We start from the raw sequence: 24138 nt of genomic DNA, 5'->3' as shown, positions 1-24138 counted from the left end.
TCTCTCCATCGCTGGGCGCGTCAGAAGCTGTACCGAACGCGACCGATGACGGTGCGCGGCGGGATAAGCTGGTCGAAGGTGGCGTTGACGCCGAAGACGTCGGTGAAGCGCGTGCTGATCCCGTCGGTGTCGAACAGGTTCTGCGCGCTCAGGCTGACGTCCCAGCCGCCGCCGAACCGCACCCCGCCGGTCAGGTTGACCTGGCTATAGCCGGGGATGTGGTCGATCGCGGGATTGTTGAAGACGCGCGCCTCCATCGCCCCGCGACGGATGAACAGGCCGGAGGCATAGCCGCGCACCCCGTCGCCGAACTGATGGTCCCAGTTCACCCCGGCCGTGGCGCTGAACGCGGGCGTCTTGGCGAGTTGGTTGCCGTACAGGTCGCCGATGACCGCCGCGCGGGCGAGCGTCACCGCCGGCGCGAAGATGCTCATCCGCTGATTGACCACCAGGTTCCGCTCCGCCGCCGTCGCATTCACGCTGTCGAGTGCGCGGGTGTGGCCGCTGACCTTGCTGTCGAGCAGGGTGAGCCCGGTGTTGAACCGCAGATCGCGGCTGGGAGCGAAGGTCACTTCGGCTTCCGCGCCCAGGATGCGGCTGCGCGGGATATTGGCCACGCCGCTCGACCGGTTGCGCGGGTCGCTGGTCATATATTGCAGGTCGGCATAGTCATAGCCGAACCCGGCCAGATTGGTGCGCAGCCGCCCGTCAAGGAAATCGGCCTTCAGCCCCAGCTCATAGGCGTCGATGCGTTCCGGGCGGAAGGTGCGGAACACCAGATCCTCGGCCACGTCGGGAATGCCATAGGTCAGGTTGTTGCCGCCCGGCTTGAACCCGCGCGTATAGGAGGCATAGGCCATGCGATGGCTGCCCAGGTCCAATTCCACCGCCGCGCGCCCGGTCACCGCCGTCCCCTGCGACGTGATCAGCGCGGTCGGTCGCCCGGTCGGCAGGGTGAAGAAGTTGTAGTTGCGGTTGGTCGCACGGTCGTCGGTATAGCGCAGCCCGCCGGTCATCCGCAGCCGGTCGGTCGCATGCCATGTTGCCTGCCCATAGAAGGAGAAGGAACGGCGCTCGGGGAAGAAGTCGCTCTGGAAACCGATGTCACCGGCGGGCGGCAGGCCATTATTGGCGACCGCATTGAACGGATCGAACACCCCATTGCGGTTGCGGTCCACCCGCTCGAACGAATGCGCCTCGATCTTCTGCTGGAACCAGAAGGCGCCGAGCACCCAGTCGACGCTGCCGAACAAGGGCTTGCGCGACACGAGGTTCAGCTCGGAGGTGTAGGAGCGATGCGCCTGGTCCTGCCGCTCGTAGAAGCTGCGCTCGACAGCCAGCGGCCCCACCAGCGCCACGTCGGAAAAGTCGTTGTCGCGGTATTTGCGGACATCCTCGCGCTGGTGGCTGCCCAGATACTTGACCGTGAAGCCCGGCAGGTCCCAGGTCGCCACCAGGCTGTACAGTTGTGAGCGCAGGAACAGGTGCGACGGCGAATCCTGCGCGAGCTGCCGGTTGCCGTCCGCGTCGCGGCGCGGGGTCGGATCGAGCAGGCCGAAGCGCGCGGGGCCGTTGGTATCACTGCGGAATTGCTGCGCGGTCAGGTCGATATGGAAGTTGTCGGCCGGTTTCCACAGCAACTGGAACCGCCAGGCCGCGTCGTTGCGCTGGTCCAGCTTCTGTCCCAGGGTGATGTTCGTCGTGGTACCGTCCTGCTTCAGCCAGCTTCCGGTCGCGCGCACCGCCATCGTCGATCCGATGGGCAGGTTCACCGCCGATCGCAGGTTGCGATAGTCGAACGACCCATAGGCGGCATCGACATAGCCCTCGGTCCGGTCGAGCGCGGGCGCGATGGTGACCAGGTTGATCGCCCCGCCGGTCGAGTTCTGGCCGAACAGCGTGCCCTGCGGCCCGCGCAACACCTCGACCCGCCCCACATCCAGGAAGTTGCCGCCCAGCGCGAAGGGCGACACGATATAGACGCCGTCCTGGTGATAGGAGACGGACGGCGCGGCGACGTCATTCTGGTTCGCCTCCTGCCCGACGCCGCGGATGGACAGCGTCGTGCGCTCCCCCTCGGCATTGCCGACGGTCAAGCCCGGGGCCAGCGCGCTCAGATCCTGGAAGGTGTTGATGTTGTTCGCGACCAGCGCATCGCCGGTCAGCGCGGTGATCGCCTGCGGCACCTCCTGCAGGCCCGCCTCGCGCTTTTCGGCGGTGACGACGATGTCGGGCAGATACGCATCCTGCCCCCCATCCGCCGACGCGACCGGGGCGTCGGCAGGTGTGGCGACCTGGGCCGCGCAAGGTTCGATGAGCAGCGTCGCACACGACAAGAGCGACCATTTCGTCCAGTTCGTCATTTGCCCCCACAAGCGATTTCGCATGGCATGAGGCGACGCTCTCCGGTCATCCGCCGGATGGTTCTGCGCGGCGCCGCCCGCTCTCGAACGCTGTGTTAGCGGCGACGAATTGTGTATCGGAAGCACAATATTGCGCTCCAAGCGCGCGCATTTTTCGCTCACTCGGCGCATCCGGGCAGTCAGTCGAACGTCTGCCGTTCGAACCTGTCGAAGTCGTGTTCGAGGCGCGCTTCCAGGCGCGCCTTCACATGGGTCGCGACAAAGGCGCGGCAGGCGGCCGAGTCGAGGAGGCGACAGGCCGCGACGCGCGGACCACCGGCACGGTCCTGCCACAGGCTTTCCCCCGGCAGGAAGGAATAGTGCAGCGAATCGCGCGCCATCTGCTTGAGATCGGGGTAGCGCAGCTTCTGCTCGGTCACCCCGCGAAGATATTCATTGGTCATGTCGCTGCGCGAGACGCCTTCGTCATCGGTCGACAGCACCACCGGCACCCCCTCCTGCCGATAGAGGGACAGCGGATGGTCGCGCCCCTTCACGCCCAGGATCACCGCATTGCTGGTCAGGTTGATCTCCACCGCCACCCGCTCGCGGGCCATGCGGGCGAGCAATGCGCGGGCATCGGTTTCATAGGAAATGTCGATACCATGCCCGATCCGGCGCGCGCCCGCGACCTCCACCGCGTCATGGATGTGAAAGGCCAGGTCGCGCGGCGGCACGAGCCCCAGCGTCAGTTCGCCCGCGTGCAGCGACAGGGGAACGGCGGGATAACGCGTCTTCAGGAAGCGCAGCATCCGCATGTGGAGCGCATAGTCACGCAGCGCGACCGGATCATGTTCGGGCGCGACGATATTGACCGCGACGAAGCGCGGATCGGCTTGCGCCAGCGCAAATCCCAGCGCGAGTTCGGTGAACACCTGCACCGGCGGCCGGGTGCGGATGGCGGCATATTGATAGCGGATTTCCGTCGCGCAGGCGGGCTTCGGATTGGCCGTGGCGCAACCGTCGATCGACGCCATCTCCGCGTCATAGGCGTCATATTGCGTCCGCGTCGCCTGCACTGCGCCGGGCAAGTCGGGTGCGATCCTGGCATAAAGCGCGGCCAGGTCCCCCACATCGCCATCCCCGACCTTCGCCAGCAACGGCTGCGTCGCGGCCGAACCCGTGCTCAGTTCGGCATAGGAAACGCCATCGGCCGCCGCCTGCTGGCGCGCGAGGGCGATCACCTTGCCGCCATGCCGCGCGGCGATCGGCCAAAAGGCATCGAAGGTCGAAAAGAAGCGATCATAGCCGGATATGCGCGGATCGCCGGTTCCGGCTTCGAAACCACGGGTGGAGAAGGCGTCGACAAAGGCGGCGTAGCGCGGATAGTTGCGGACCAGATCCGCCGCCGCGACCCGGCCGGGCGCGTCGCAGGGTGCCGGCGCCACGCCGACCGGATCGCGCGACAGGCACAATCCGTCCGCCGCCGCCCATCCGAGCATATCCTCGGCATAGATTGCACCCCCGGCATGATTGTGCAGGTCGCCGCCCTTGGGCATGGCCTGCAGGAAGATACGCAGCCGGGGCGGGCTGTCCGCGATCCGGTCCAGATACGCCGCCGTCCTGGCCTCGGGCGTCATCGGCGCGCGGGGCGCCGTCGCCCCGCCCAGCATCGCGGCCGCCAGTACCAGCATCATCCTCGCCGCGCCGGAGCGCGCGCACCTGCGTCCGTCATTGCAACGGGCGTTCATTCGCTATCCCCCTTCATGATGCCTGTCGATCGTGGCGCAGGCCCCCTGACCGACTGTCTAGGGTCCGTCTTCCGCCTCGCCCATCGCAATATCCGGCACGTCGCGTTGCCTTAAAACGTGCGCCCGAACGGCGGACGACCGATGCGCGATGAGAGGCGAGGGACTGGAAGTGCGCTCATTTTTGCAACGATCTATGCCGTTCATTGATGTAGATCGGTCGGGTCGCTGGTGGCATGAGGGCCGCAAAGGGCGGCTTGCGGGGGATAGCATGACAGACACGGCAATGAAGGAAAGACCGACATCCACCATGCTGGAACGCCGTTTCCTGCTGACCGAGCGCGGCACCTCTGTTCGGACCGAAGTGCTGGCCGGCACCACGACCTTCCTGACCATGGCCTATATCGTGCTGGTCAACCCCGCGATCCTGGGACAGGCCGGGATGCCGGTGGCGGCGGTCGCCGCCGCGACCTGCTTCGCCGCCGCCTTCGCCTCGATCCTGATGGGCACGGTCGCCAATGTGCCGCTGGCGCTGGCGCCCGGCATGGGCCTGAACGCCTATTTCAGCTTCACCGTCGTGCAGCAGATGGGCATCGCCTGGCCGGTCGCGCTCGGGTGCGTGCTGATCTCCGGCTTCTGTTTCCTCCTCCTCACCCTGACCGGGGTGCGACAGTTGATCGTCTCAGTCATTCCGCCGCACCTGTTCGCGGCGGTGGCGGGCGGGATCGGCCTGTTCATCGGCTTTATCGGGCTGAGGAATGCCGGGATCGTCGTCGCCAACCCCGCCACCCTGGTCGCGCTCGGCCCGCTGACCCAACCCGGTGCGGCGCTCGCGCTGCTCGGCCTGGTGCTGATCGGGGTGCTGAGCATCTGGAATGTCCGCGGCGCGATGCTGATCGGGATCGTCATCACCACCGCCATTGCGTGGATGATGGGACAGGTCACGATGAAGGCCGAACCCTATAGCCTGACCATGCTGACCGAGACCGCGTTCCGCGTCGACCTGCCCGGCGTGTTCGGGGCGGGCGGGAAGCATGGACTGGGCCTGTTCGAAATCCTGTTCGTGTTCCTGTTCGTCGACCTGTTCGACAATATCGGCACGCTGGTCGCGGTGACCAAGCGGGCCGGGCTGATCGACGCGAACGGCCGCATTCCCCGGCTGAACCGCATCCTTCTCGCCGATGCGGTGGCGACCATGGTCGGCGCGGTGGCGGGCACCAGCACCGTCACCAGCTATGTCGAGAGCGCGGCGGGCGTGCAGGCGGGCGGGCGCACGGGCCTGACCGCCATCGTCACCGGATTGCTGTTCCTCCTGACCATGTTCGTCGCCCCCTATGCGCAACTGGTGCCGTTGGCCGCCACCGCGCCCGCGCTGATCGTCGTCGGCGGGCTGATGCTGCTGCCGCTGGTCGAGGTGAAGTGGGACGATCCGCTGTCGGCGATCCCGGCTTTCCTGACCGTCGCGCTGATCCCGCTGACCTTCTCGATCGCCAACGGGCTGGCCTTCGGCATCACCGCGCATGCGATATTAAAGGCGACGCGCGGTCAGGCGACCCGGGCCGACTGGTTCCTGTTCGTCCTCGCGGCCCTGTTCATCGCCCGCTTCGTATGGATGGGCGGGGCGTGACGCGATGACGATCCGCTTCCTTCTCGACGATGCGGTCGTGGAGATCGCCGATGCCGCTCCGACCGCGACCTTGCTCGACCATCTCCGCTATCGCCTGCGCCGGACCGGCACCAAGGAGGGATGCGCGGAGGGCGATTGCGGCGCCTGTACCGTGCTGGTCGGCGAGCCCGTCGGAGAGGGCATCGCCTGGCGCGCGGTCAATGCCTGTATCCTGTTCCTGCCGATGATCGACGGCAAGGCGGTGCTGACGGTGGAGAGCCTGTCGCGCGACGGTGCGCCGACGCTGCTCCAGTCGTGCATGGCGCGCAATGGCAGTTCGCAATGCGGCTTTTGCACGCCTGGCTTCGTCATGTCGCTCTATGGCCGCGCGGTGGGCGCGTCGGGGCACATGCTGCCGGTCGCCGACGTGCTCGCGGGCAATCTGTGCCGGTGCACCGGCTATGGCCCGATCCTGTCCGCCGCGCAGGAGGTGTCGCGGATCGATCGCGACGACCGGCGACTGGCCACGGCGCTGGCCGATCTTCGCGCCGCGGCAGCGCCGGAGGAGAAGAGCTGGTTCGCACCGCGATCGGCCGACGAACTGGCCGCGCTGCTGGTCGAGCGCCCGGACGCGCGGCTGATCGCCGGGGCCACCGATGTCGGGCTGTGGGTGACGAAGGGCCTGCGCGACATCGACACGCCGGTCTTCATCGGCGACGTGCCCGAACTGCGCGTGATCGAGGAGGATGCGACCGGGATCACGCTGGGCGCGGCGGTGCGCTATGCGGACGCGCATGAGGCGCTCACGCGGCTGCATCCCGATCTGGGCGAACTGGTGCGGCGCATCGGCGGGCTGCAGGTCCGCAATGCAGGCACCATCGGCGGCAACATCGCCAATGGCTCGCCGATCGGTGACGGGCCGCCCGCGCTGATCGCGCTGGGCGCGTCACTGATCCTGCGCCGTGGCGACCAGCGCCGGACCTTGGCGTTGGAGGATTACTTTCTCGGCTATGGCCGCCAGGATCGGACGCCCGGCGAGTTTATCGAGCGCATCCATATCCCACGCCCCGCGCCCGATGCGATCGTCCATATGGCGAAGCTGTCGCGCCGGTTCGACAGCGATATCTCCGCTGTGTGTGGTGCATTCGCCCTGACTTTACGGGACGACATCATCGCCGAAGCGCGAGTGGCATTCGGCGGGATGGCGGCAACGCCGCGCCGCGCTTCGGCCTGCGAAGCCGCACTGTCCGGCGCGCCCTTCTCCGAAGCGACGATCGCCCGCGCCGTCGCCGCGCTGCGCGAGGATTTCGATCCCTTGAGCGATGTGCGCGGCAGTGCCGCCTATCGGCACGAGGCGGCGGGCAATCTGCTGTGGCGGCTCTGGCACCGGGAACAGGGCGAGCCGGTGTCGGTCCTGGAGACGCTCTGATGGCCGACCATCCCGCCCCCTTCCCCTCCGCGGCCAGGCCGATCGCCAAGCCCGCGCTGCCGCATGACAGTGCCGTCCTGCATGTCACCGGCGCGGCCCGCTATGTCGACGACGAGCCCGAACCCGCCGACCTGCTCCACCTGGCCTTCGGCCAGGCGACCGAGACGCATGCCGACATCGTCGCGGTCGACCTGTCGGCGGTGCGCGCCGCACCCGGGGTCGTGGCGGTCTTCACCGCGGCCGACATACCGGGACATAATGACGTCAGCCCGGTCGCGCATGACGACCGGCTGCTCGCGGACGGCGAGGTCCTGTATCGCGGCCAGCCGGTCTTCCTCGTCGCGGCGACCAGCCGGGGCGCGGCACGACGCGCGGCGCGGCTGGGCAAGATCGACTATGCTCCCCGCCCCGCGCTGCTGTCGGTCGCGGACGCCCGCGCCGCCGCCTCGCTGATCGAGCCGACCCAGCGCATGGCGCGGGGCGATGCCGCCGCCGCGCTCGACACCGCCCCGCATCGCCGCTCCGGCCGGTTCGCCATGGGCGGCCAGGATCATTTCTATCTGGAGGGGCAGGTCGCGCTCGCCCGCCCCGGCGAGGATGGGCAGATCCATATCGCCAGTTCGACCCAGCATCCCAGCGAGGTGCAGCATCTGGTCGCCGACCTGCTGGGCGTCAGCTCCGCCGATGTCACGGTCGAGGTCCGTCGCATGGGCGGCGCGTTCGGCGGCAAGGAGACGCAGGCGGCCCCCTTCGCCGCCGCCGCCGCGCTGGTTGCCGCCAAGACGGGTCGGCCCGCCAAATTCTGCTGCGACCGCGACGACGACATGGTGCTGACCGGCAAGCGTCACGATTTCGAGATCGCTTATGATGTGGGCTTCGATGATGAGGGCCGGATCACCGGGCTCGCGCTGACGCTGGCGTCGCGGTGCGGGGCGACGGTCGACCTGTCCCCTGCGATCAACGACCGCGCGATGTTCCATGCGGACAATTGCTACTGGCTGCCCGCGATCGAGATCGTCTCCGAACGGCTGAAGACCCACACCGTCTCCGCCACCGCCTTTCGCGGTTTCGGCGGGCCGCAGGGGATGCTGGCGATCGAACGGGTGATCGACGTGATCGCCGCCGCGCTCGGCCGCGATCCGCTCGCGGTGCGCATCACCAATCTCTATGGGCCGGGACGCGACGTCACACCCTATGGCATGACGATCGCCGACAATATCGCGCCCGCACTGATCGCCCGGTTGCGCGACGACAGCGATTATGACGCGCGCCGCGCCGCCGTCCGCGACTTCAACGCCCGCCACACCGTCCTGAAGAAGGGCATCGCACTGACGCCGGTGAAGTTCGGGATCAGCTTCACCACCACCCATCTCAACCAAGCGGGCGCGCTGGTGCACCTTTATGCCGATGGCAGCATCCAGGTGAACCATGGCGGGACCGAGATGGGCCAGGGCCTCTATATCAAGGTCGCGCAAGTCGTCGCGGACGTGTTCGCGGTGCCGGTGGCCCAGGTGCGCATCACCGCCACGCGCACCGACAAGGTGCCCAACACCTCCGCCACCGCCGCCTCGTCGGGCGCCGACCTGAACGGCATGGCGGCGTTCGAGGCAGCACGCACGATCCGGGAAAGGCTGGCGGGCGTGGCGGCGTCGATCGGCGGCTGCGCGGCGGAGGCGGTGCGCTTCACCCCGGCCGGGGTCGTCGCCGGTGCCGAGACGATCCCCTTCAACACCCTGTGTCGCAAGGCGCATCTGGCGCGCGTGTCGCTGTCCTCGACCGGCTTCTATGCGACACCGGACATCGCCTATGACCGCGCCGCGCATCGCGGTCGCCCCTTTTACTATTTCGCCTATGGGGCCGCCTGTGCCGAGGTGGTTGTGGACACGCTGACCGGCGAGCACCGTGTCCTCGCCGTCGACATCCTCCACGATGTCGGCCGGTCGCTCAATCCGGCGATCGACCTCGGCCAGATCGAGGGCGGATTCCTGCAGGGCCAGGGCTGGCTGACCACCGAGGAACTGGTGTTCGCCGAGGATGGCCGGTTGCTGACCCATTCGCCCGCGACCTACAAGATTCCGACCGCCGCCGACCGGCCGCGTCGTTTCCGGGTCGCGCTGTGGGACGGGGAGAATGTCGAGCCGACCATCAATCGGTCGAAAGCGGTCGGCGAGCCGCCATTCATGCTGGCCCAGTGCGTCCTGTCCGCACTGGGCGAGGCGGTGGCCGCCACCGCGCCCGAGCGGCGCGCCTTTCCGCCGCTCGACGCCCCCGCCACGCCGGAGGCGATCCTGCGCGCGATCGCCGCCCACCGCGCATGAACGCCCTGTGGATGACCAGGCTGCGCGCCGCCACGCCCGGCGAGCGCATCGCGCTGGTCACGGTGCTGGCGACCGAAGGATCGGCTCCGCGCGGGGCAGGCACGCGGATGGTGGTGACCGAAGCCAGTTCGTTCGACACGATCGGCGGCGGCGCGCTGGAACATCAGGCGATCGAACAAGCCCGCGCGATCCTCGCCCATCCGCCCGGCACCTGGCGGATACAGGATTATCCACTCGGGCCCCTGCTCGGCCAATGCTGCGGCGGGCGCGTGCGCCTGTTGATCGAGCGGATCGAGCCCGATGCGCTGGACTGGATCGCGGCGGCGGCGAGCGGCACGACGCTGACGACCCTGCTGCACCCGTCCGGCATCACCCGCACCACCGATCCGACCGCGGAGATCGCGCCGCTGTCCGCACGCGGTGAACGTCCCGGTGCCGGCGCGCGCTGGGCCGAACGGCTCGGCCAGTGGCACCGGCCGCTTTACCTGTTCGGCGCCGGTCATGTCGGCCAGGCGATCGCGCGTCAGGCGGTCGGGCTGCCGCTGCGGCTCGCATGGTTCGACAGCCGGGCGGAGATGGACGGCGTGGAGGGCGTGACGATCGTCGATGGGGATCGCCTGCCCGCTTGTCTCGCCGACGCGCCCAGCGAGGCCGCGGCGGTGATCCTGACGCATGACCATGGGCTCGACTATCAGCTCACCCGGGCAGCACTGACGCGACCGCCGCTGGCCTTTGTCGGGCTGATCGGCTCGGCGACCAAGCGCGCCCGGTTTCTCGCCCGGCTGACGCGCGACGACGTGCCGGACGAGGCCCGCACCCGACTGACCTGTCCCATCGGGCTGCCGGCGATCACCGGCAAGGAACCCGAAGTGATCGCGCTGTCGGTCCTGGCCCAGCTTCTCGCGCTGGGCCGGAGCCCCGCCCCCCTCCCCGTTATTGCCGAGTGACCATGACCTTACGCCTTTTCCGCGCCGAACTTCTGTCGATCAGCGCCGACCCCCGCGACGATCCGACCGCGATCCGGCATGAGCCCGACGGGCTGCTCGCCGTCGAGAACGGGCTGGTCGTGGCGCGCGGCGATTATGCGACTCTCGCGCCGCAGTTCGAGGGCGTGGCCGTCGAGCGGCTGCGCGGCATCGTCGTCCCCGGCTTTGTCGACGCGCATGTCCATTATCCGCAGATGGATCGCATCGCCTCGCATGGCGAACAGTTGCTCGACTGGCTGGAACGCCACATCTTCCCGGCCGAAAAAGCCTTTGCCGATCCCACCCATGCCGCCGCCGTCGCCGATGCGTTCCTGACCGAGCTGCTCCGCCACGGCACGACCAGCGCACTGGTCTTCCCAACCGTCCACCCGGGATCGGTCGATGCCCTGTTCGAGGCCGCGCTCGACCGGCACATGCGGATCCTGTCGGGCAAGGTGCTGATGGACCTGGGCCCCGATGGCCTGCGCGACACGCCCGAGAGCGCGCGTGCGGATAGCGAGGCGCTGATCCGGCGGTGGCGGGGACGCGGGCGGCTGGGCTATGCGGTGACGCCGCGTTTCGCGCTGACCTCATCCGACGAACAGCTTGTGCAGGCCGCCGCCTTGCTCGATGCGAACCCCGATGTGCTGCTGCACACCCATCTGGCCGAGAATCGGTACGAATGCGCCGCCGTCGCGGAACGTTTCCCGCACGCGCATGACTATCTCGACGTCTATGACCGGTTCGGGCTGGTCGGTCCGCGATCGGTGTTCGCGCACGGCATCCACCTGACTGACCGGAGCTGCGCGAGGCTGGCGGAAACCGGGGCGGGCATCGCCATCTGCCCGACCTCCAATCTCTTCCTGGGGTCGGGCTTTTTCGATTTCAGGCAGGCGGACGCGCACATGTTGCGGCTGGGCCTGGGCAGCGACATCGGCGCGGGCACGTCCTTCTCGATGCTCCACACCGCCGGAGTCGCCTATCAGGCGGCGCTCGCGCGCGAGTTGCGGCTCGATCCCTTCCGTGCGCTGTATCTCGCCACGGCGGGCAGCGCGGCGCTGCTCAACATCGGCGACCGGGTCGGCGCGCTGCTCCCCGGGCAGGAAGCCGATTTCGTCGTGCTGGACGAAGCGGCCACCCCGCTGCTCGCGCGGCGGACCGCAGGCGCGGACCTGGCCGCACGGCTGTTCGCGATGCAGGTGCTGGGCGACGACCGCACCGTGCGGCGCACTTATGTGATGGGCGAATGCGCCTGGGATCGGGGGATGGGTTGATGCGCAAACTGGGGGTGGCGCTGCTCTGGTGCCTGATGGCGCTGCTGGCGATGACGATACCCGCGCAGGCGCAGGAGGCGCGCCGCCTGGTCATCATCGACGACGAAGGCTTTGGACTGGGCCATGTGATGCTGCTCGACGCGCCGGACGTCGAGGTGCTGGGCATCACCACCGTCACGGGCAATGTCTGGGTCAACCGCGCCACCGCCCTGGCGCTCAAGGGCGTCGAGCGGATGGGCAAGACCGTGCCCGTCGCCCAAGGCGCGACCTATCCGCTGGTCAATTCGGAGGTGCTGACCGAACGCTGGGAGGCATTGTACGGCAAGCTGACCTGGAAGGGCGCGTGGATGCGCCAATGGGTCGAGCCGACGAAACAGAGCACCCCGCCCTATCATCATGCCGATGATCCGGTCGACCTGCCCGGTGGCAATCCGACCACCCGCCCCTCGCCAGAGATCGCCGCCAACTTCCTGTTGCGCATGGTACATGAGCACCCCGGAAAGGTGACGATCATCGCGATGGGGCCGCTCACCAACCTGGCGCTGGCGCAGCGGCTCGATCCCGCCTTTGCGGGTCTGGCGAAGGAGCTGGTCTATATGGGCGGCAGCCTCAATCCCCGCCAGATCCGGGACGGCGTGTCGGCCAGCCAGTTCGCGCGCGAATTCGCCCATTCGCCGCGTCGCGAGTTCAACGCACGCTTCGATCCCGAAGCGGCCAGCATCGTGTCGCGCAGCCCCTGGCGACACATCACCGTCGTCCCCGCCGACCCGTCCACCGCGACCGAACTGACGCCCGCGCTGATCGCGCGCCTGCGCGCGGTGTCGCCACCCGCCGTCGCCGCCTGGATCGGTTCGCTCGAACCCGGCTTTCCGATGTGGGACGAGATCGCCGCCGGAGTCTGGCTCGACCCGTCGATCGTCACCACGCGCGAAACCACCTTTGTCGATTACGACACGCAGTTCGGGCCGGGTTATGGCGACATGCTGTCATGGACCCCGGGCTATCAGCCGGGAATCGGCGAACAGCGCGCAGAGGTGATCCGCACCATCGACCCTGCCAGACTGGAGGCGCTGATGCAGCGGTTGCTGGCGCGTCAGGCCCGGGGCGGCGAATAGGCGAACTGGGTGAAGCCCGCCTCGATCTCCCGCAGGACCATGGCGGCGGCATAGGAAGGCGTGCGCGCGGTCGCGGTACACAGCGCCAGCGTCATCGGGCGCAGCACCTTGTCGACGATGCGGGTGAAGGCCAGCGATCCGGCACGCACCTCGGTCGAGACGTCCAGCGAGGTCAGGATGCCGACGCTCCCGCCCTGCTGGATCAGGGAGGCGATCATCTGGATATTGTCCGACGTCACGCGCCGGTTGAGCGAGACGCCGGATGTCGCCTCCAGCACCGCGACCTGTTGATGAACCGCCAGGGGTGCGGCGGGAAGGATCACCGATTCACCATCGCAATCGGAAAAGCGCACCTCCGGCTTGGCCGCCAGCGGATGCCCCGGCGGCGAGACGACACCCAGGACCACGTCGACAAAGGCGCGAACCGTCAGATCCTGATAGGATTGCGGGTCGAACAGGATGCCGAAGTCGACATCATTGGCGGCGATCGCACGCCGCACCTGCTCATTGCCCAGCACATGCAACCCCATGGTGATGCCAGGATGGCTCTGCTGGATCGCATGGAGCGCGGCGGGCATATAGCCCTTGGCGAGCGCGTCGATCACGGCGATGTCGACATGGCCCCGCTTCAGCCCGCGCAAGTCCTCGATCTGCGCCAGCGTGTCGCCGAGCTGCTTCTGCCAGCGTCCGCCCGCCGCCATCATCACCTCGCCCGCCGCCGTCAGCCGCAGCCCGGTGGGCAGCCGTTCGAACAGCTGCACCCCCAGATTCGCCTCCGCATTCAGGATTTGCCGGTCGATCGCCGACGCCGAAACCGAGAGTTCATCGGCGGCGCGTCGGATCGACCCCAACCGCCCGACCGCCATGAAGTATCGGATGAAGCGCGATAAAGCGGGCATGCGCTAATTTTTGCAACGGATCGTCGTGATCATTGCGTTTGAATGCAACGATCCCTCACCGTAGGTCAATCATGAAGTCGGAATTGTAACGCGACCACCATGCGATGGCCGCGCAAACCGCACTGGCGTGACGACAGCGGGCATTCACCGCCGCGGACACGGGGGGAGAGGTCAGGGACAATCGCGACGGACCGATCACGGGGAATGGATCGGGCGTCACATGGGGGGCTGACAATGAAGACGCTTGCTTGCTCGGTATCGACGATGCCGCACGACTCGAAGCTGGTGCGCCGCACCGGAGTCGCCATACTCCTTTCGCTGCTTTGCGGGACCGCGCTGACCGCGCCCGCCTTCGCGCAACAGACGATGGCGGCTGCACCCACAGCATCCGCCCAGCAGGAAGGACCTGACGTCGTCGTCACCGGCTCGCTGGACGCGCTGCCGGTCAAGGATGTCGGCTCGATCTTCGGGTTCGACAAGACGCTGGTCGAAACCCCGCGTTCCGCCTCGACGATCAGCGACGAACAGATCGAGCGTTTCGGCATCACCGACATCTACGACTTGGTCGCGCAGTCGCCCGGCACCTTCACCAACTCCTTCTTCGGGGTGGGCGGCGCGCTCGACATTCGCGGTACGCCGGGCGAAACCTATTTCCGCGGCGTCCGTCGCCTCGACAATGCGGGCAACTATCCGACGCCGATCGCGGCGGCCGACCGGATCGACATCGTGCGCGGCCCGGCCTCGCCCATCTATGGACCGTCCAAGACGGGCGGTTACCTGAACTTCGTGCCCAAATCGGCGCGGGTCGCGGGCGGCGCGCTGCTGAGCGGGCCGACGGGCGAGGTAAGCTACACGGGTGGCAGTTGGGATCGCAACAATCTGCGCGCCGAGGTGCGCGGGCCGCTTCACCTGGCGGGCGCCGATCTCGGCTACAGCCTCTATGCCGAGGTCGAGGATTCGGGCAGCTATTACCGCAACATGTCGACCAAGCAGACGATCCTGCAAGGCGCGTTCGACCACAAGCTGACGGACGACATTCGGGTCGAGTTCGGCGGCCAGTATCAGAATTTCAAGGGCCAGCAGAATGGCGGCTGGAACCGCCTGACGCAGAAGCTGGTCGACAACGGGACCTATATCACCGGCACCGCCAAGCCGCTCGACACCAATGGCGACGGCCAGATTTCGCAGGGTGAGATCAACGCCGCGGTTCCCGGCGGCCTGTCGATCTTCGGCAATTTCACCTGCCCCAACAGCACGTTCAGCCCGTTTGCGGCCGGCTTCACCAATGCCTGTTTCACCCAAACCTATCCGCAGCTCAACCTCATCAACACCGGCACGACGACGCTCAGCCGCCGGGACGTGCTGACCGGGCCGAACGACAAGCTGGAGAACAAGCAGACCACGCTCTATTACGATATCACCTTCGACGGCCCCAACGACCTGACCGTCAAGAACCAGCTATTCTTCGACCACACCCAGAACATCAACAACAACGATTACGGCTTTGCGCAGCGCGTCAAATCCTATGTGATCGAGGACAAGATCGTCATCGCCAAGTCGATCAAGACGGACATCGGCAAATTCTCCGGCCAATTTTCGCCATCGGTTCGCTATGTCAACTTCAACTATGGCGACGATTTCAATTATGAGTATTTCCACCGCGTCGACCTGACGCAGAGCTACACGCCCGCATCGAACCGTCTGCTCGCGACCGAGTGCAATTGCGGCTATACCGACCGGGTCTTCGGCCACACCACCGACTATGGCCTGGCCGCGCTGGTCGACCTGGATTTCAACTTCGGGCTCGATCTGCTGCTGGGCGGACGGTACGACAAGGTGGACGCCTCGTCTCGCTATGATCCGACCGTGATGGACCGGGTGCCGACCCGGACCTCGGCAAAGGGCAGCGACGATGGCTGGTCCTGGACCGCCAGCGCGTCGTACAAGCTCCCCTTCGGCCTCATCCCCTATGCGACCGCGTCGCAGCAGGCGACGATCGTCGTCGGCCAGGGTGCCGAGGTCCTGCCCGAGGCGGTGGCATCGGGCTTCATGTCGACGTCGCGCCTGTACGAAGGCGGCGTCAAGGGAAGCTGGCTGAACGAGAAGCTCTATGCGGCGCTCTCGGTCTACAAACAGAACCGGACCGACTTCAACATCCAGTCGATCACCGTCAACCAGGCGGTCGAGACCAAGGGTGTCGAGGCCGAGGCCCGCTGGGCGGTCGACCGCCATCTGCTCCTGACCGGCGCCTATACCCATACCGAGGTCGTCAACCTGACCGGCCTGCAAACGGGCTCGCTCTTCAGCTTCTTCGGCATCCAGGATCTGGTCAACGTCTCCGACCCGACCCTGTATCTGGGCGGGCAGCCGACCGGCCTGATCCCGATCAAGACCCGCGACCAGGCGCGCCGGGCCGGCATCCCCGCCAATCTCTACTCCGCCACCGCCACCTATGGCTTCGACAATGGCCTGTCGCTCAGCGGCAGCGTAGTGAAGGTCGACTCGGTCTTTTCGGGCCAGTCGCAGGCGGTGCGGCTGCCCGGCTATACGCTGGTCGACCTGTCGAGTTCGTATCAGACCGGCCCGTGGCTGTTCCGCGTCGTCGTCAAGAACGCGACCAATGCGCGCTATTTCCGCGCCAACTTCACCGAATTGTTCGGCAGCACCATCGTCCTGCCCGAACGCCCGCGCAGCTTCCTGGCTTCCGCGGTCTATAAGTTCTGATTGTGCGGGCGGGGATGCGAGCCACCCGTTCGCATCCCCGTCCAGCCGGAGTATCGATCATGCATCCTCTCATCACCGGCCTGCTGCTCGCCGCTGCGGCACCGACCCCCGCCGCGCAGGCCGCCACGCCGCCCTCGCTGTGCGCCATCGCCGCCCCCTGCCCCCGCCCCTTGCCGGTGCGGATGGTCGTCGTCAGCATGTTCGAGATCGGCAAGGACGAAGGCGATGTCGCGGGCGAGTTCCAGCTCTGGAAGACACGACGCGACCTGCGCCAGCGCATTCCGTTCCCGCACGGCTATCACGACCTTTACTACAATCCCGACACGCAGATATTGGGCGTCGTCACCGGCGTCGGATCGGTGCGTTCCGCCGCCGCGATCACCGCGCTCGGCCTCGATACGCGGCTCGATCTCTCGCACGCCTATTGGCTGGTGGCCGGGATCGCCGGGATCGATCCCGAGGATGCCTCGATCGGCTCGGCGGCATGGGCGCGCTATGTCGTCGACGGCGATCTGGCGCATGAGATCGACGCGCGCGAGATACCTGCCGACTGGAAGAGCGGCTATTTCCCGCTCGACCGCAAGGGGCCGAACGACCCCGCGCCGCCCCGGCTCGATGGCGGTGAGGTGTTCGCACTCAACCCGAAGCTGACGGAATGGGCCTATCGGCTGACCCGCGACGTGCCGCTGCCCGACGATCCGGGAATCGCGCGCGAACGTGCCCGCTATACCGACCATCCCAATGCGCAGAAGCCGCCCTTCGTCCTGATCGGGGACCAGTTCTCCGCGATGACCTTCTGGCACGGCGCGCTGCTCAATCGCTGGGCCAACGACCACACCCGCTATTTCACGCAGGGCAAGGGCAATTTCGTCACCAGCGCGATGGAAGAGACGGGCACGCTCCAGGCGATCGACTATCTCTCGCGGATCGGCCGGGTCGACAAGAACCGCGTGCTCGTCCTGCGCGCGGGCAGCAACTATACCATGCCGCCGCCGGGCGTGACCGCCGCCGACTATCTGCTGCGCGAGAATGAAGGCTATGCCGGGCTGAATGCGTCGGTCGAGAGCCTCTACCGGGTCGGCAACCGGGTGGTGGAGGAATTGCTGACCCATTGGGACCGCTACGGCAAGACGCCGCCCCAATGACGCTGACCGTCCTGCACTCCGCCGCCATGCTCGTCACGATGGACGATGACGGGCGCGAGATCGCCGATGGCGCGATCGCGTGGCGCGGCGGGGTGATCGCAGCGGTGGGGACCACACAGGACCTCGCACCGCTGCGCCGGACGGCCGACCGGACGATCGACGCGGGCGGCTGCGTCGTCACGCCGGGGCTGGTCAACACGCATCACCACCTGTTCCAGTCGCTGACCCGTGCGGTGCCGGGGGCGACCGATGCCTCGCTGTTCGGCTGGTTGAAACGGCTCTATCCGATCTGGGCGAGCTATCGCCCCGACGACGTGTTCGCCGCGACCCGCCTCAGCCTTGCCGAACTGGCGCTGGCGGGCTGCACGCTCAGCACCGATCATCTCTACCTTTATCCGAACGGCGTCACGCTGGACGACACGATCGCCGCGGCGGCCGATATCGGCCTGCGCTTCCACCCGACACGCGGCAGCATGAGCGTCGGCGAGAGCGCGGGCGGCCTTCCCCCCGACACACTGGTCGAGCGCGAGCCCGCGATCCTGGCGGACACCATCCGGGTGATCGACCGGTTCCACGACTCCGCGCCCGGTGCGATGGTCCGCATCGGGGTTGCCCCCTGTTCGCCCTTTTCGGTCAGCGAGGGCCTGATGCGCGATGCCGCACTGCTGGCGCGCGACAAGGGCGTGATGCTGCACACCCATCTCGCCGAGGATGAGGACGATGTCGCCTTCTCGCTCGAACGCTTCGGCTGCCGCCCCGGCGTCTATGCCGAACGGCTCGGCTGGACCGGCCGGGACGTATGGATGGCGCATGCGGTCAAGCTGGACGCCGATGAGATCGCGCTGTTCGCCGCGACGGGCACCGGGGTCGCGCATTGCCCCTGCTCGAACTGCCGACTGGGCTCGGGGATCGCGCCGATCCCGCGGATGCTGGCCAGCGGCGTGCCGCTGGGACTGGGCGTGGACGGGTCGGCGTCGAACGACAGCGGCCATCTGTTGCAGGAGGCGCGGCAGGCGATGTTGCTCCAGCGCGTGGTCGGCGGGGCGGGTGCCCTTGCCCCTCGCGCCGCGCTCCGGCTGGTGACACGCGGCGGGGCTGAGATGCTGGGACGGGATGATTGCGGCGCGCTGATGGTCGGTCGGCGTGCGGATCTGGCGGTGTGGAACGCAGGCGAGCCCGGCAATAGCGGTGCCTGGGACGTGGTGGCGGGGCTGGTGCTGTGCCCGCCCGCCGGGGTGCGCGACCTGTTCGTCGAGGGGCGCGCCGTGGTGGCGAACGGCGCGCTGGCGACGGTGCCGCAAGCCGAAATCCTGGCCGATGCCCGCCGGTCGGTGGCACGGCTGCGCGCGGTCACCTGACCGAGCGGAGAGACTCTACGCCACCGCGCTGTCGCTGCTCGTCCGGGTGCTGAAAAAGGCGTTCAGGCCGACCGCGCTGATCGACGCGAGCACGATCCCCGAATGGAGCAGCGGGGCGAGCGCGGTCGGCATCGCCTGGAAGAACCGGTCGGACAGGACCGGGATCAGCCCGACCGCGATCGACACCGCGATCGTCACCAGCCGCTCGAAGGTCAGTTCGACCGATCCCAGGATGCGGATGCCGGTCGCGGCGATCATCCCGAACATGACCAGCGCCGCGCCGCCCAGCACCGGCAACGGCACCGCCGCGACCAGGGCCGCCAGCTTCGGACAGACGCCCAGCGTCAGCAGGACCACGCCCGCCCCCGCGCAGACGAAGCGCGAACGAACGCCGGTGATGCTCAGCAACCCGATATTCTGCGCGAACGAGGTATAGGGAAAGGTGTTGAAGATGCCGCCCAGCAGCGTCCCTGCCGCATCGCCGCGCAAGCCCCGCACCATCTGCCGCCGGTCGACCGGACGGCCCACCATCTGCCCCGCCGCCATGAACATGCCGAAGGATTCGATCATGACCGTCATCATGACCAGGCACATCGCGATCGACGCCGACAGGTCGAAGGTCGGCAATCCGAACTGGAATGGCCGCACCAGCGCGAACCATGGTGCCTCGTGGACGGGCGTCAGGTCGACCTGGCCGGCGGCCCCCGCGATGACCGTTCCCGCGACCGTGCCCACCAGCACCGCACCGCTTCGCAACAACCCGCGCCCGAACCGCATCAGGCACAGCACGACGCCCAGGGTCAGCAGCGCCAGCAGCAGATGGGCGGGGGCGCCATATCCGGGATCGGTCGGCTGCCCGCCCGCCGTCCAGTTGATGCCGACCCGCATCAGGCTCAGCCCGATCGACAGGATCACTGTTCCGGTCACTGCGGGCGGGAACAGCCGCGACACCCGGCCGACGAACGGCGCAATCAGGAAACCGAACAGGCCGGCGACGATGACCGCGCCGTAAATACCCTGCAACACCATGGCGGGCGGCGTGCCATCGGCCTTGCCGGTGGCGATCATCGCCAGCATCGGACTGATCGAGGCGAAGGTCACGCCCATCACGATCGGCAGGCGGATGCCGACCAGCGGCAGGCCCAGCGTCTGGATCAGCGTGGCGAAACCGCAGGCGACCAGATCGGCGCTGATGAGCATACCCAGTTGCGCGGGCGGCAGGCCCAGCGCGCGGCCGACCACCAGCGGCACCGCCACCGCCCCGGCATACATGACCAGCACATGCTGCAAGGCCAGCGGAACCAGTCGCCGCGCGGGCAGCACCGCATCGACACCGTCATCGACCCGGAGATCGGCCGGGGCGGCCGCATGGTCGGCCCTGCCCCGTTCCACCAGGGGCCGTTCCTTGATCGCCGATTGCATGAGCCTGGTCTCCGTCCGTCCGCAACGTTGCGGCGGTCATGGTATCGACAGGGAACAGCCCGCCACCAGCGCCGAATCTGGAACGAAGCGATCGAAAAAAGGCAGCACCCGCCACCGCCCGCCCGCTCTCGCGACCGCCCGCGACCGGGCGAGAAATCGCGTATCGGGGCTATCGTCGGGGTCGTCGATTGCGCATGATGAAGCGCCCGCCACCCCTGTTTCCCGACGGAGCCTGCCTGCATGACCGACGACGACTTCATCACCGCCATGCCCAAGGCCGAGTTGCACCTTCATATCGAGGGCAGCCTGGAACCCGAATTGATGTTCGAGCTGGCGCGTCGGAACAGGGTCGCCATCCCGTTCCGATCGGTGGAGGAGGTTCGGGCGGCCTATGCCTTTTCCAAGCTGCAGGATTTCCTCGACATCTATTATGCCGGTGCGGATGTTCTGCGCGAGGCGCAGGACTTTCACGACCTGGCGGTCGCCTATTTCGACCGCGCGGCGGCCGATGGCGTGGTCCATGCGGAAATCTTCTTCGATCCCCAGACCCATACCGATCGCGGCATCCCGTTCGACGTGGTGATGGAGGGGTTGCTGGCCGGAATGGCGGCCGCGCAGGACCGGCATGGGCTGACGTCGAAGCTGATCCTGTGCTTCCTGCGCCACCTCGACGAGGAAGCCGCCTTCGCCACCTTCCGACAGGCGGACAAATGGCTCGATCGCATCGACGGCGTCGGCCTCGACTCCTCGGAAGTCGGCCATCCGCCCTCGAAATTCGCCCGCGTCTTCGCCGCCGCCGGGGATGCCGGCCTCAAGCGCGTGGCCCATGCCGGTGAGGAAGGGCCGCCCGCCTATGTCCATGAAGCGCTCGACCTGTTGAAGATCGACCGGCTCGACCATGGCAACCGGTCATTGGAAGATCCCCTGCTCACCACGCGCTTGGCGCGCGAGGCGATGACGCTGACGGTATGTCCGCTCTCCAACCACAAGCTATGCGTGGTAAAGGACATGGCGGATCATCCCATCGACCGGATGCTGGCGCTCGGCCTGCGCGCGACGATCAATTCGGACGATCCCGCCTATTTCGGTGGCTATGTCGGGGACAATTACCGGGCCGTCGCCCGGTCGCGGCCCCTTTCCCGTGCGGACCTGGTGACGCTGGCGCGGAACAGCTTTCTCGGCTCGTTCCTCGACGACGGCGCGATCGCGACGCATCTCGCCCGCCTCGATGCCTTCGCCCAGGGTTCCGCCTGACCGACAGAGGCGACGCTTGCCCTTCCGACAGGAGGGGTAGAACCTGATCGCCGATTTCGGGCATGGCCGTCTCCACGCGTCACACAAACAATGATGATGGAAGTTCCGTGGTCACCAAAATCTATCTGTCCGCCGATCGCCTGCTGGAAGATTCGTTCCGCCTGGCCAATCTGGTCTTCGATTCCGGGTTTCGCCCGACCCATATCGTCGGCATCTGGCGCGGCGGCGCGCCGGTGGGGATCGCCGTCCAGGAACTGCTCGAATATCGGGGCGTGCAGAGCGATCACATCGCGATCCGCACCACCTCCTATACCGGCATCGACCAGCAGGATCCGCAGGTCCGCATCTATGGCCTGGGCTATCTCGTCGACGTTCTCAATCCAGAGGATCGCCTGCTCCTGATCGACGATGTGTTCGATTCGGGGCGTTCGATCCGCGCCGTCCTGAAGGAATTGAAGGAGCGGTGCCGGAACAACATTCCAGACGAGGTGAAGGTCGCGACCGTCTATTACAAGCCGTCGCGCAACGTGACCGACCTGAAGCCCGATTTCTTCGTCCACCAGACCAACGACTGGCTGATCTTCCCGCATGAGATCGACGGACTGACCGAGGCGGAGATTCGCGAGCACAAACACGGCGCCGACGTCATCCTGCGCTGAGGCGGGCCGGGCCGGGGCACCATGCGTGTCCCCGGCCTGAGAAAATTGGAGGGTGCGGGCGGCGGCGCGATTCGCCGCCGCGCCTTCGAACGACCATCCGCACAGGCGGTCTGGACCGAGCGCCTCAGTCCCGCGCCTTGTCCGATGCGCTGTCGCCCGGCCCGCCGCCGGGCGCTTCGCCTCCCTCGCCGGAGACCTGCTTCCCGCTGGGCGCCTGCCCCCGGGACTGGGCCTTGCGGCGCTTCAGATTTTCCCGCAGCTCCGCCGCCAGCCGCTCCGCGCGTTCGTCTTTTGTCATCGCAAAGCGCATAATCCCGCCAACAAGCGCTTGACAATGTCCGCCCGATCGTCTCTAGGCGCGCTTCCCGCGTTGAGACGCGAGTGCTGCCGTAGCTCAGTGGTAGAGCGCATCCTTGGTAAGGCTGAGGTCGTGAGTTCAATCCTCACCGGCAGCACCATTTTTCTCCTGCCCCATTCCCCCTGAAATGGGGGACTTTGGGGACCTCATATAAAAGTTGGTTGGGATCGTTTCACCCGCTCGCTAGCTATGGTGGCATGAGATTCCGTTTTTCCTTCGGGGCGCAGGTGTTCGTCGGCATGGCCGTCGGCCTCTTGCTGGGCCTGTTCGCACGGTCGCAGAATATCGCCGGGCTGGCCGAGGGCCTGCGCATCGTCGGCGAGAGTTTCGTCCAGTTGCTCAAGGTGCTGGTCGTGCCGCTGGTGTTCACCGCCATCGTCGCCTCGATCGCGGCGCTGCGCGACCTGAACAATGCCGCACGGCTGGTCGCGGCGACCTTCATCTGGTTCGCGATCACCGCGCTGATCGCCGTCACCATCGGCCTGACGCTGGGCACGGTGCTGCAACCCGGCCTTCATGCCGGTGTCGCCCCGGGCAGCGCGGTACGGCCCGACACGGCGGGTTCGTGGCTGGATTTCCTGCGCGGGCTGATCCCGTCCAACATCCTGGGCCTGTCCGCCTCGACCAGTGCGGGCGATGGCGGCGCGCTGAAGACCGGGCTGTCGTTCAACATCCTGCAGATCATCGTCATGGCGGTCGCGATCGGCGTGGCGGCTGTGCGCGTGGGCGACAAGGGCGAGAGCTTCCTGTCGTTCAATGCCTCGGCGCTCGCCATCTTCCGGCGCATCCTGTCCTGGGTGATCCGGCTGACCCCGATCGGGTCGGGCGCGCTGCTTGGCAATGCGATCGTCCGCTATGGCTGGCAGTCGCTGTCCGCGCTCGGCAGCTTCGCGCTGGCGGTCTATATCGGGCTCGGCCTTGTGCTGTTCGTCGTCTATCCGTTGCTGCTGCTCGCCAACGGCTTGTCGCCCAAGCGCTTCTTCGCCGCCGCCTGGCCCGCGATCCAGCTCGGCTTCGTGTCGCGCTCGTCGATCGCCACCCTGCCCGTAACCGAGGACGCGGTGGAGCGGCGACTGGGCGTACCGCGCGCCTATTCGGCCTTCGCGGTGCCCTTTGCCGCCACCACCAAGATGGACGGGTGCGCCGCCATCTATCCGGCCATCTCGGCGCTGTTCGTCGCGCAATATTACGGCCTGCCGCTGCATGTCGGCGACTATGTGCTGATCGTGCTGGTGTCGGTGCTGGGCTCGGCGGCGACCGCCGGGCTGACCGGCGCGGTCGTCATGCTGACCTTGACCCTGTCGACGCTGGGCCTGCCGCTGGAGGGCGCCGGGCTGTTGCTGGCGATCGATCCGATCCTCGACATGGGGCGGACCGCGATCAACGTGGCGGGGCAGGCGCTGGTCCCGACCATCGTCGCGCATCGCGCCGGCCTGATCGCGGACATGCCCGCGCCAGACCGCTTGCCCGAAGTGCCGCAAACGGGGTAAACTGCATCATGAGCTTGCGCGCAGTGTTCTGG

The 24138-nt window shown here is 67.4% G+C and carries 17 protein-coding genes and 1 tRNA gene; 13 read left to right on the top strand and 5 right to left on the bottom strand.

Annotated elements, in window-relative coordinates; all coding sequences use genetic code 11:
- Positions 1 to 20: 20 nt before the first annotated feature.
- Together ABDV78_RS13095 and ABDV78_RS13090 are read right to left on the bottom strand one after the other, a co-directional pair.
- Positions 21 to 2363: a TonB-dependent receptor gene (locus ABDV78_RS13095; RefSeq protein WP_343527829.1), complete on the bottom strand. Its 2343-nt coding sequence runs from the start codon at positions 2361 to 2363 to the stop codon at positions 21 to 23.
- 179 nt (positions 2364 to 2542) lie between these two features.
- Positions 2543 to 4093 carry an adenosine deaminase gene (locus tag ABDV78_RS13090; RefSeq protein WP_343527828.1) on the bottom strand — a complete coding sequence of 517 codons (1551 nt, stop codon included), beginning with the start codon at positions 4091 to 4093 and terminating at the stop codon, positions 2543 to 2545.
- A gap of 268 nt (positions 4094 to 4361) precedes the next feature.
- Between ABDV78_RS13090 and ABDV78_RS13085 the strand changes: the two genes are divergently transcribed.
- From ABDV78_RS13085 to ABDV78_RS13060, 6 genes are read left to right on the top strand one after another with little or no spacing between them, the layout of a single operon-like run.
- Entirely contained in the window at positions 4362 to 5717 is a 1356-nt protein-coding gene (locus tag ABDV78_RS13085) for an NCS2 family permease (RefSeq protein WP_343527827.1), read from the top strand.
- Positions 5718 to 5721: 4 nt separating this feature from the next.
- Positions 5722 to 7125, top strand: coding sequence for a xanthine dehydrogenase small subunit (gene xdhA / locus ABDV78_RS13080; protein ID WP_343527826.1), 1404 nt, complete (start codon positions 5722 to 5724; stop codon positions 7123 to 7125).
- The gene (xdhB, locus tag ABDV78_RS13075; RefSeq protein WP_343527825.1) at positions 7125 to 9443 is read left to right on the top strand and encodes a xanthine dehydrogenase molybdopterin binding subunit; all 2319 of its coding nucleotides are present in this window, start codon (positions 7125 to 7127) and stop codon (positions 9441 to 9443) included. Before xdhA ends, xdhB begins: the two co-directional genes overlap by 1 nt.
- Complete coding sequence (gene xdhC, locus ABDV78_RS13070) at positions 9440 to 10390, top strand: xanthine dehydrogenase accessory protein XdhC (protein WP_343527823.1); 951 nt, start codon at positions 9440 to 9442, stop codon at positions 10388 to 10390. Before xdhB ends, xdhC begins: the two co-directional genes overlap by 4 nt.
- 2 nt (positions 10391 to 10392) lie before the next feature.
- Entirely contained in the window at positions 10393 to 11682 is a 1290-nt protein-coding gene (guaD, locus tag ABDV78_RS13065) for a guanine deaminase (protein WP_343527822.1), read from the top strand.
- The gene (locus ABDV78_RS13060) at positions 11682 to 12797 is read left to right on the top strand and encodes a nucleoside hydrolase (RefSeq protein WP_343527821.1); all 1116 of its coding nucleotides are present in this window, start codon (positions 11682 to 11684) and stop codon (positions 12795 to 12797) included. Before guaD ends, ABDV78_RS13060 begins: the two co-directional genes overlap by 1 nt.
- Here the strand turns inward: ABDV78_RS13060 and ABDV78_RS13055 are convergent.
- Positions 12776 to 13696, bottom strand: a complete 921-nt coding sequence (locus ABDV78_RS13055) for a LysR family transcriptional regulator (protein WP_343527820.1) — start codon at positions 13694 to 13696, stop codon at positions 12776 to 12778. The two genes, ABDV78_RS13060 and ABDV78_RS13055, sit on opposite strands and share 22 nt — an antisense overlap.
- 234 nt (positions 13697 to 13930) lie before the next feature.
- Between ABDV78_RS13055 and ABDV78_RS13050 the strand changes: the two genes are divergently transcribed.
- Genes ABDV78_RS13050 through ABDV78_RS13040 form a run of 3 tightly spaced genes read left to right on the top strand, consistent with a single transcriptional unit; the run spans position 13931 to position 18923 of the window.
- Entirely contained in the window at positions 13931 to 16420 is a 2490-nt protein-coding gene (locus ABDV78_RS13050) for a TonB-dependent receptor (protein WP_343527819.1), read from the top strand.
- A gap of 59 nt (positions 16421 to 16479) precedes the next feature.
- Positions 16480 to 17565 carry a purine nucleoside permease gene (locus ABDV78_RS13045; protein ID WP_343527818.1) on the top strand — a complete coding sequence of 362 codons (1086 nt, stop codon included), beginning with the start codon at positions 16480 to 16482 and terminating at the stop codon, positions 17563 to 17565.
- Positions 17562 to 18923: an 8-oxoguanine deaminase gene (locus ABDV78_RS13040; RefSeq protein WP_343527817.1), complete on the top strand. Its 1362-nt coding sequence runs from the start codon at positions 17562 to 17564 to the stop codon at positions 18921 to 18923. The genes ABDV78_RS13045 and ABDV78_RS13040 overlap by 4 nt, the downstream gene beginning before the upstream one ends.
- Positions 18924 to 18938: 15 nt before the next feature.
- Here the strand turns inward: ABDV78_RS13040 and ABDV78_RS13035 are convergent, their stop codons facing one another.
- A complete protein-coding gene (locus ABDV78_RS13035) occupies positions 18939 to 20315 on the bottom strand; it encodes a nucleobase:cation symporter-2 family protein (RefSeq protein WP_343527816.1) in 1377 nt (458 codons plus the stop codon).
- Positions 20316 to 20585: 270 nt separating this feature from the next.
- On the opposite strand from ABDV78_RS13035, the gene ABDV78_RS13030 reads away from it, so the two are divergent.
- A complete protein-coding gene (locus tag ABDV78_RS13030; RefSeq protein WP_343527815.1) occupies positions 20586 to 21599 on the top strand; it encodes an adenosine deaminase in 1014 nt (337 codons plus the stop codon).
- A gap of 62 nt (positions 21600 to 21661) precedes the next feature.
- Positions 21662 to 22258 (top strand): phosphoribosyltransferase family protein, encoded by a 597-nt coding sequence (locus ABDV78_RS13025; protein ID WP_343527814.1) that lies wholly within the window; start codon positions 21662 to 21664, stop codon positions 22256 to 22258.
- A 124-nt stretch (positions 22259 to 22382) separates the two neighbouring features.
- On the opposite strand, the gene ABDV78_RS13020 is transcribed toward ABDV78_RS13025, so the two are convergent.
- Positions 22383 to 22556 carry a hypothetical protein gene (locus tag ABDV78_RS13020; RefSeq protein ID WP_343527812.1) on the bottom strand — a complete coding sequence of 58 codons (174 nt, stop codon included), beginning with the start codon at positions 22554 to 22556 and terminating at the stop codon, positions 22383 to 22385.
- A gap of 85 nt (positions 22557 to 22641) precedes the next feature.
- Here ABDV78_RS13020 and ABDV78_RS13015 point away from each other — a divergent pair.
- Both ABDV78_RS13015 and ABDV78_RS13010 read left to right on the top strand, forming a co-directional pair.
- Positions 22642 to 22716, top strand: a tRNA-Thr gene (locus tag ABDV78_RS13015).
- A gap of 97 nt (positions 22717 to 22813) precedes the next feature.
- Positions 22814 to 24106 (top strand): dicarboxylate/amino acid:cation symporter, encoded by a 1293-nt coding sequence (locus tag ABDV78_RS13010; protein ID WP_343527811.1) that lies wholly within the window; start codon positions 22814 to 22816, stop codon positions 24104 to 24106.
- Positions 24107 to 24138 lie beyond the last annotated feature (32 nt).

Origin of the sequence: Sphingomonas sp. (assembly GCF_039594485.1) — a bacterium.
In the GTDB taxonomy this organism is placed as follows: domain Bacteria; phylum Pseudomonadota; class Alphaproteobacteria; order Sphingomonadales; family Sphingomonadaceae; genus Sphingomonas.
The sequence above is the reverse complement of the archived record's forward strand: the minus strand, read 5'-3'. Positions and strand labels throughout refer to the sequence as shown.

Coding starts and splice junctions, on each gene's coding strand:
- ABDV78_RS13095 (WP_343527829.1), bottom strand. CDS start 2,363: ATGACGAACTGGACGAAATGGTCGCTCTTGTCGTGTGCGACGCTGCTC.
- ABDV78_RS13090 (WP_343527828.1), bottom strand. CDS start 4,093: ATGAACGCCCGTTGCAATGACGGACGCAGGTGCGCGCGCTCCGGCGCG.
- ABDV78_RS13085 (WP_343527827.1), top strand. CDS start 4,362: ATGACAGACACGGCAATGAAGGAAAGACCGACATCCACCATGCTGGAA.
- xdhA (WP_343527826.1), top strand. CDS start 5,722: ATGACGATCCGCTTCCTTCTCGACGATGCGGTCGTGGAGATCGCCGAT.
- xdhB (WP_343527825.1), top strand. CDS start 7,125: ATGGCCGACCATCCCGCCCCCTTCCCCTCCGCGGCCAGGCCGATCGCC.
- xdhC (WP_343527823.1), top strand. CDS start 9,440: ATGAACGCCCTGTGGATGACCAGGCTGCGCGCCGCCACGCCCGGCGAG.
- guaD (WP_343527822.1), top strand. CDS start 10,393: ATGACCTTACGCCTTTTCCGCGCCGAACTTCTGTCGATCAGCGCCGAC.
- ABDV78_RS13060 (WP_343527821.1), top strand. CDS start 11,682: ATGCGCAAACTGGGGGTGGCGCTGCTCTGGTGCCTGATGGCGCTGCTG.
- ABDV78_RS13055 (WP_343527820.1), bottom strand. CDS start 13,696: ATGCCCGCTTTATCGCGCTTCATCCGATACTTCATGGCGGTCGGGCGG.
- ABDV78_RS13050 (WP_343527819.1), top strand. CDS start 13,931: ATGAAGACGCTTGCTTGCTCGGTATCGACGATGCCGCACGACTCGAAG.
- ABDV78_RS13045 (WP_343527818.1), top strand. CDS start 16,480: ATGCATCCTCTCATCACCGGCCTGCTGCTCGCCGCTGCGGCACCGACC.
- ABDV78_RS13040 (WP_343527817.1), top strand. CDS start 17,562: ATGACGCTGACCGTCCTGCACTCCGCCGCCATGCTCGTCACGATGGAC.
- ABDV78_RS13030 (WP_343527815.1), top strand. CDS start 20,586: ATGACCGACGACGACTTCATCACCGCCATGCCCAAGGCCGAGTTGCAC.
- ABDV78_RS13025 (WP_343527814.1), top strand. CDS start 21,662: ATGGCCGTCTCCACGCGTCACACAAACAATGATGATGGAAGTTCCGTG.
- ABDV78_RS13020 (WP_343527812.1), bottom strand. CDS start 22,556: ATGACAAAAGACGAACGCGCGGAGCGGCTGGCGGCGGAGCTGCGGGAA.
- ABDV78_RS13010 (WP_343527811.1), top strand. CDS start 22,814: ATGAGATTCCGTTTTTCCTTCGGGGCGCAGGTGTTCGTCGGCATGGCC.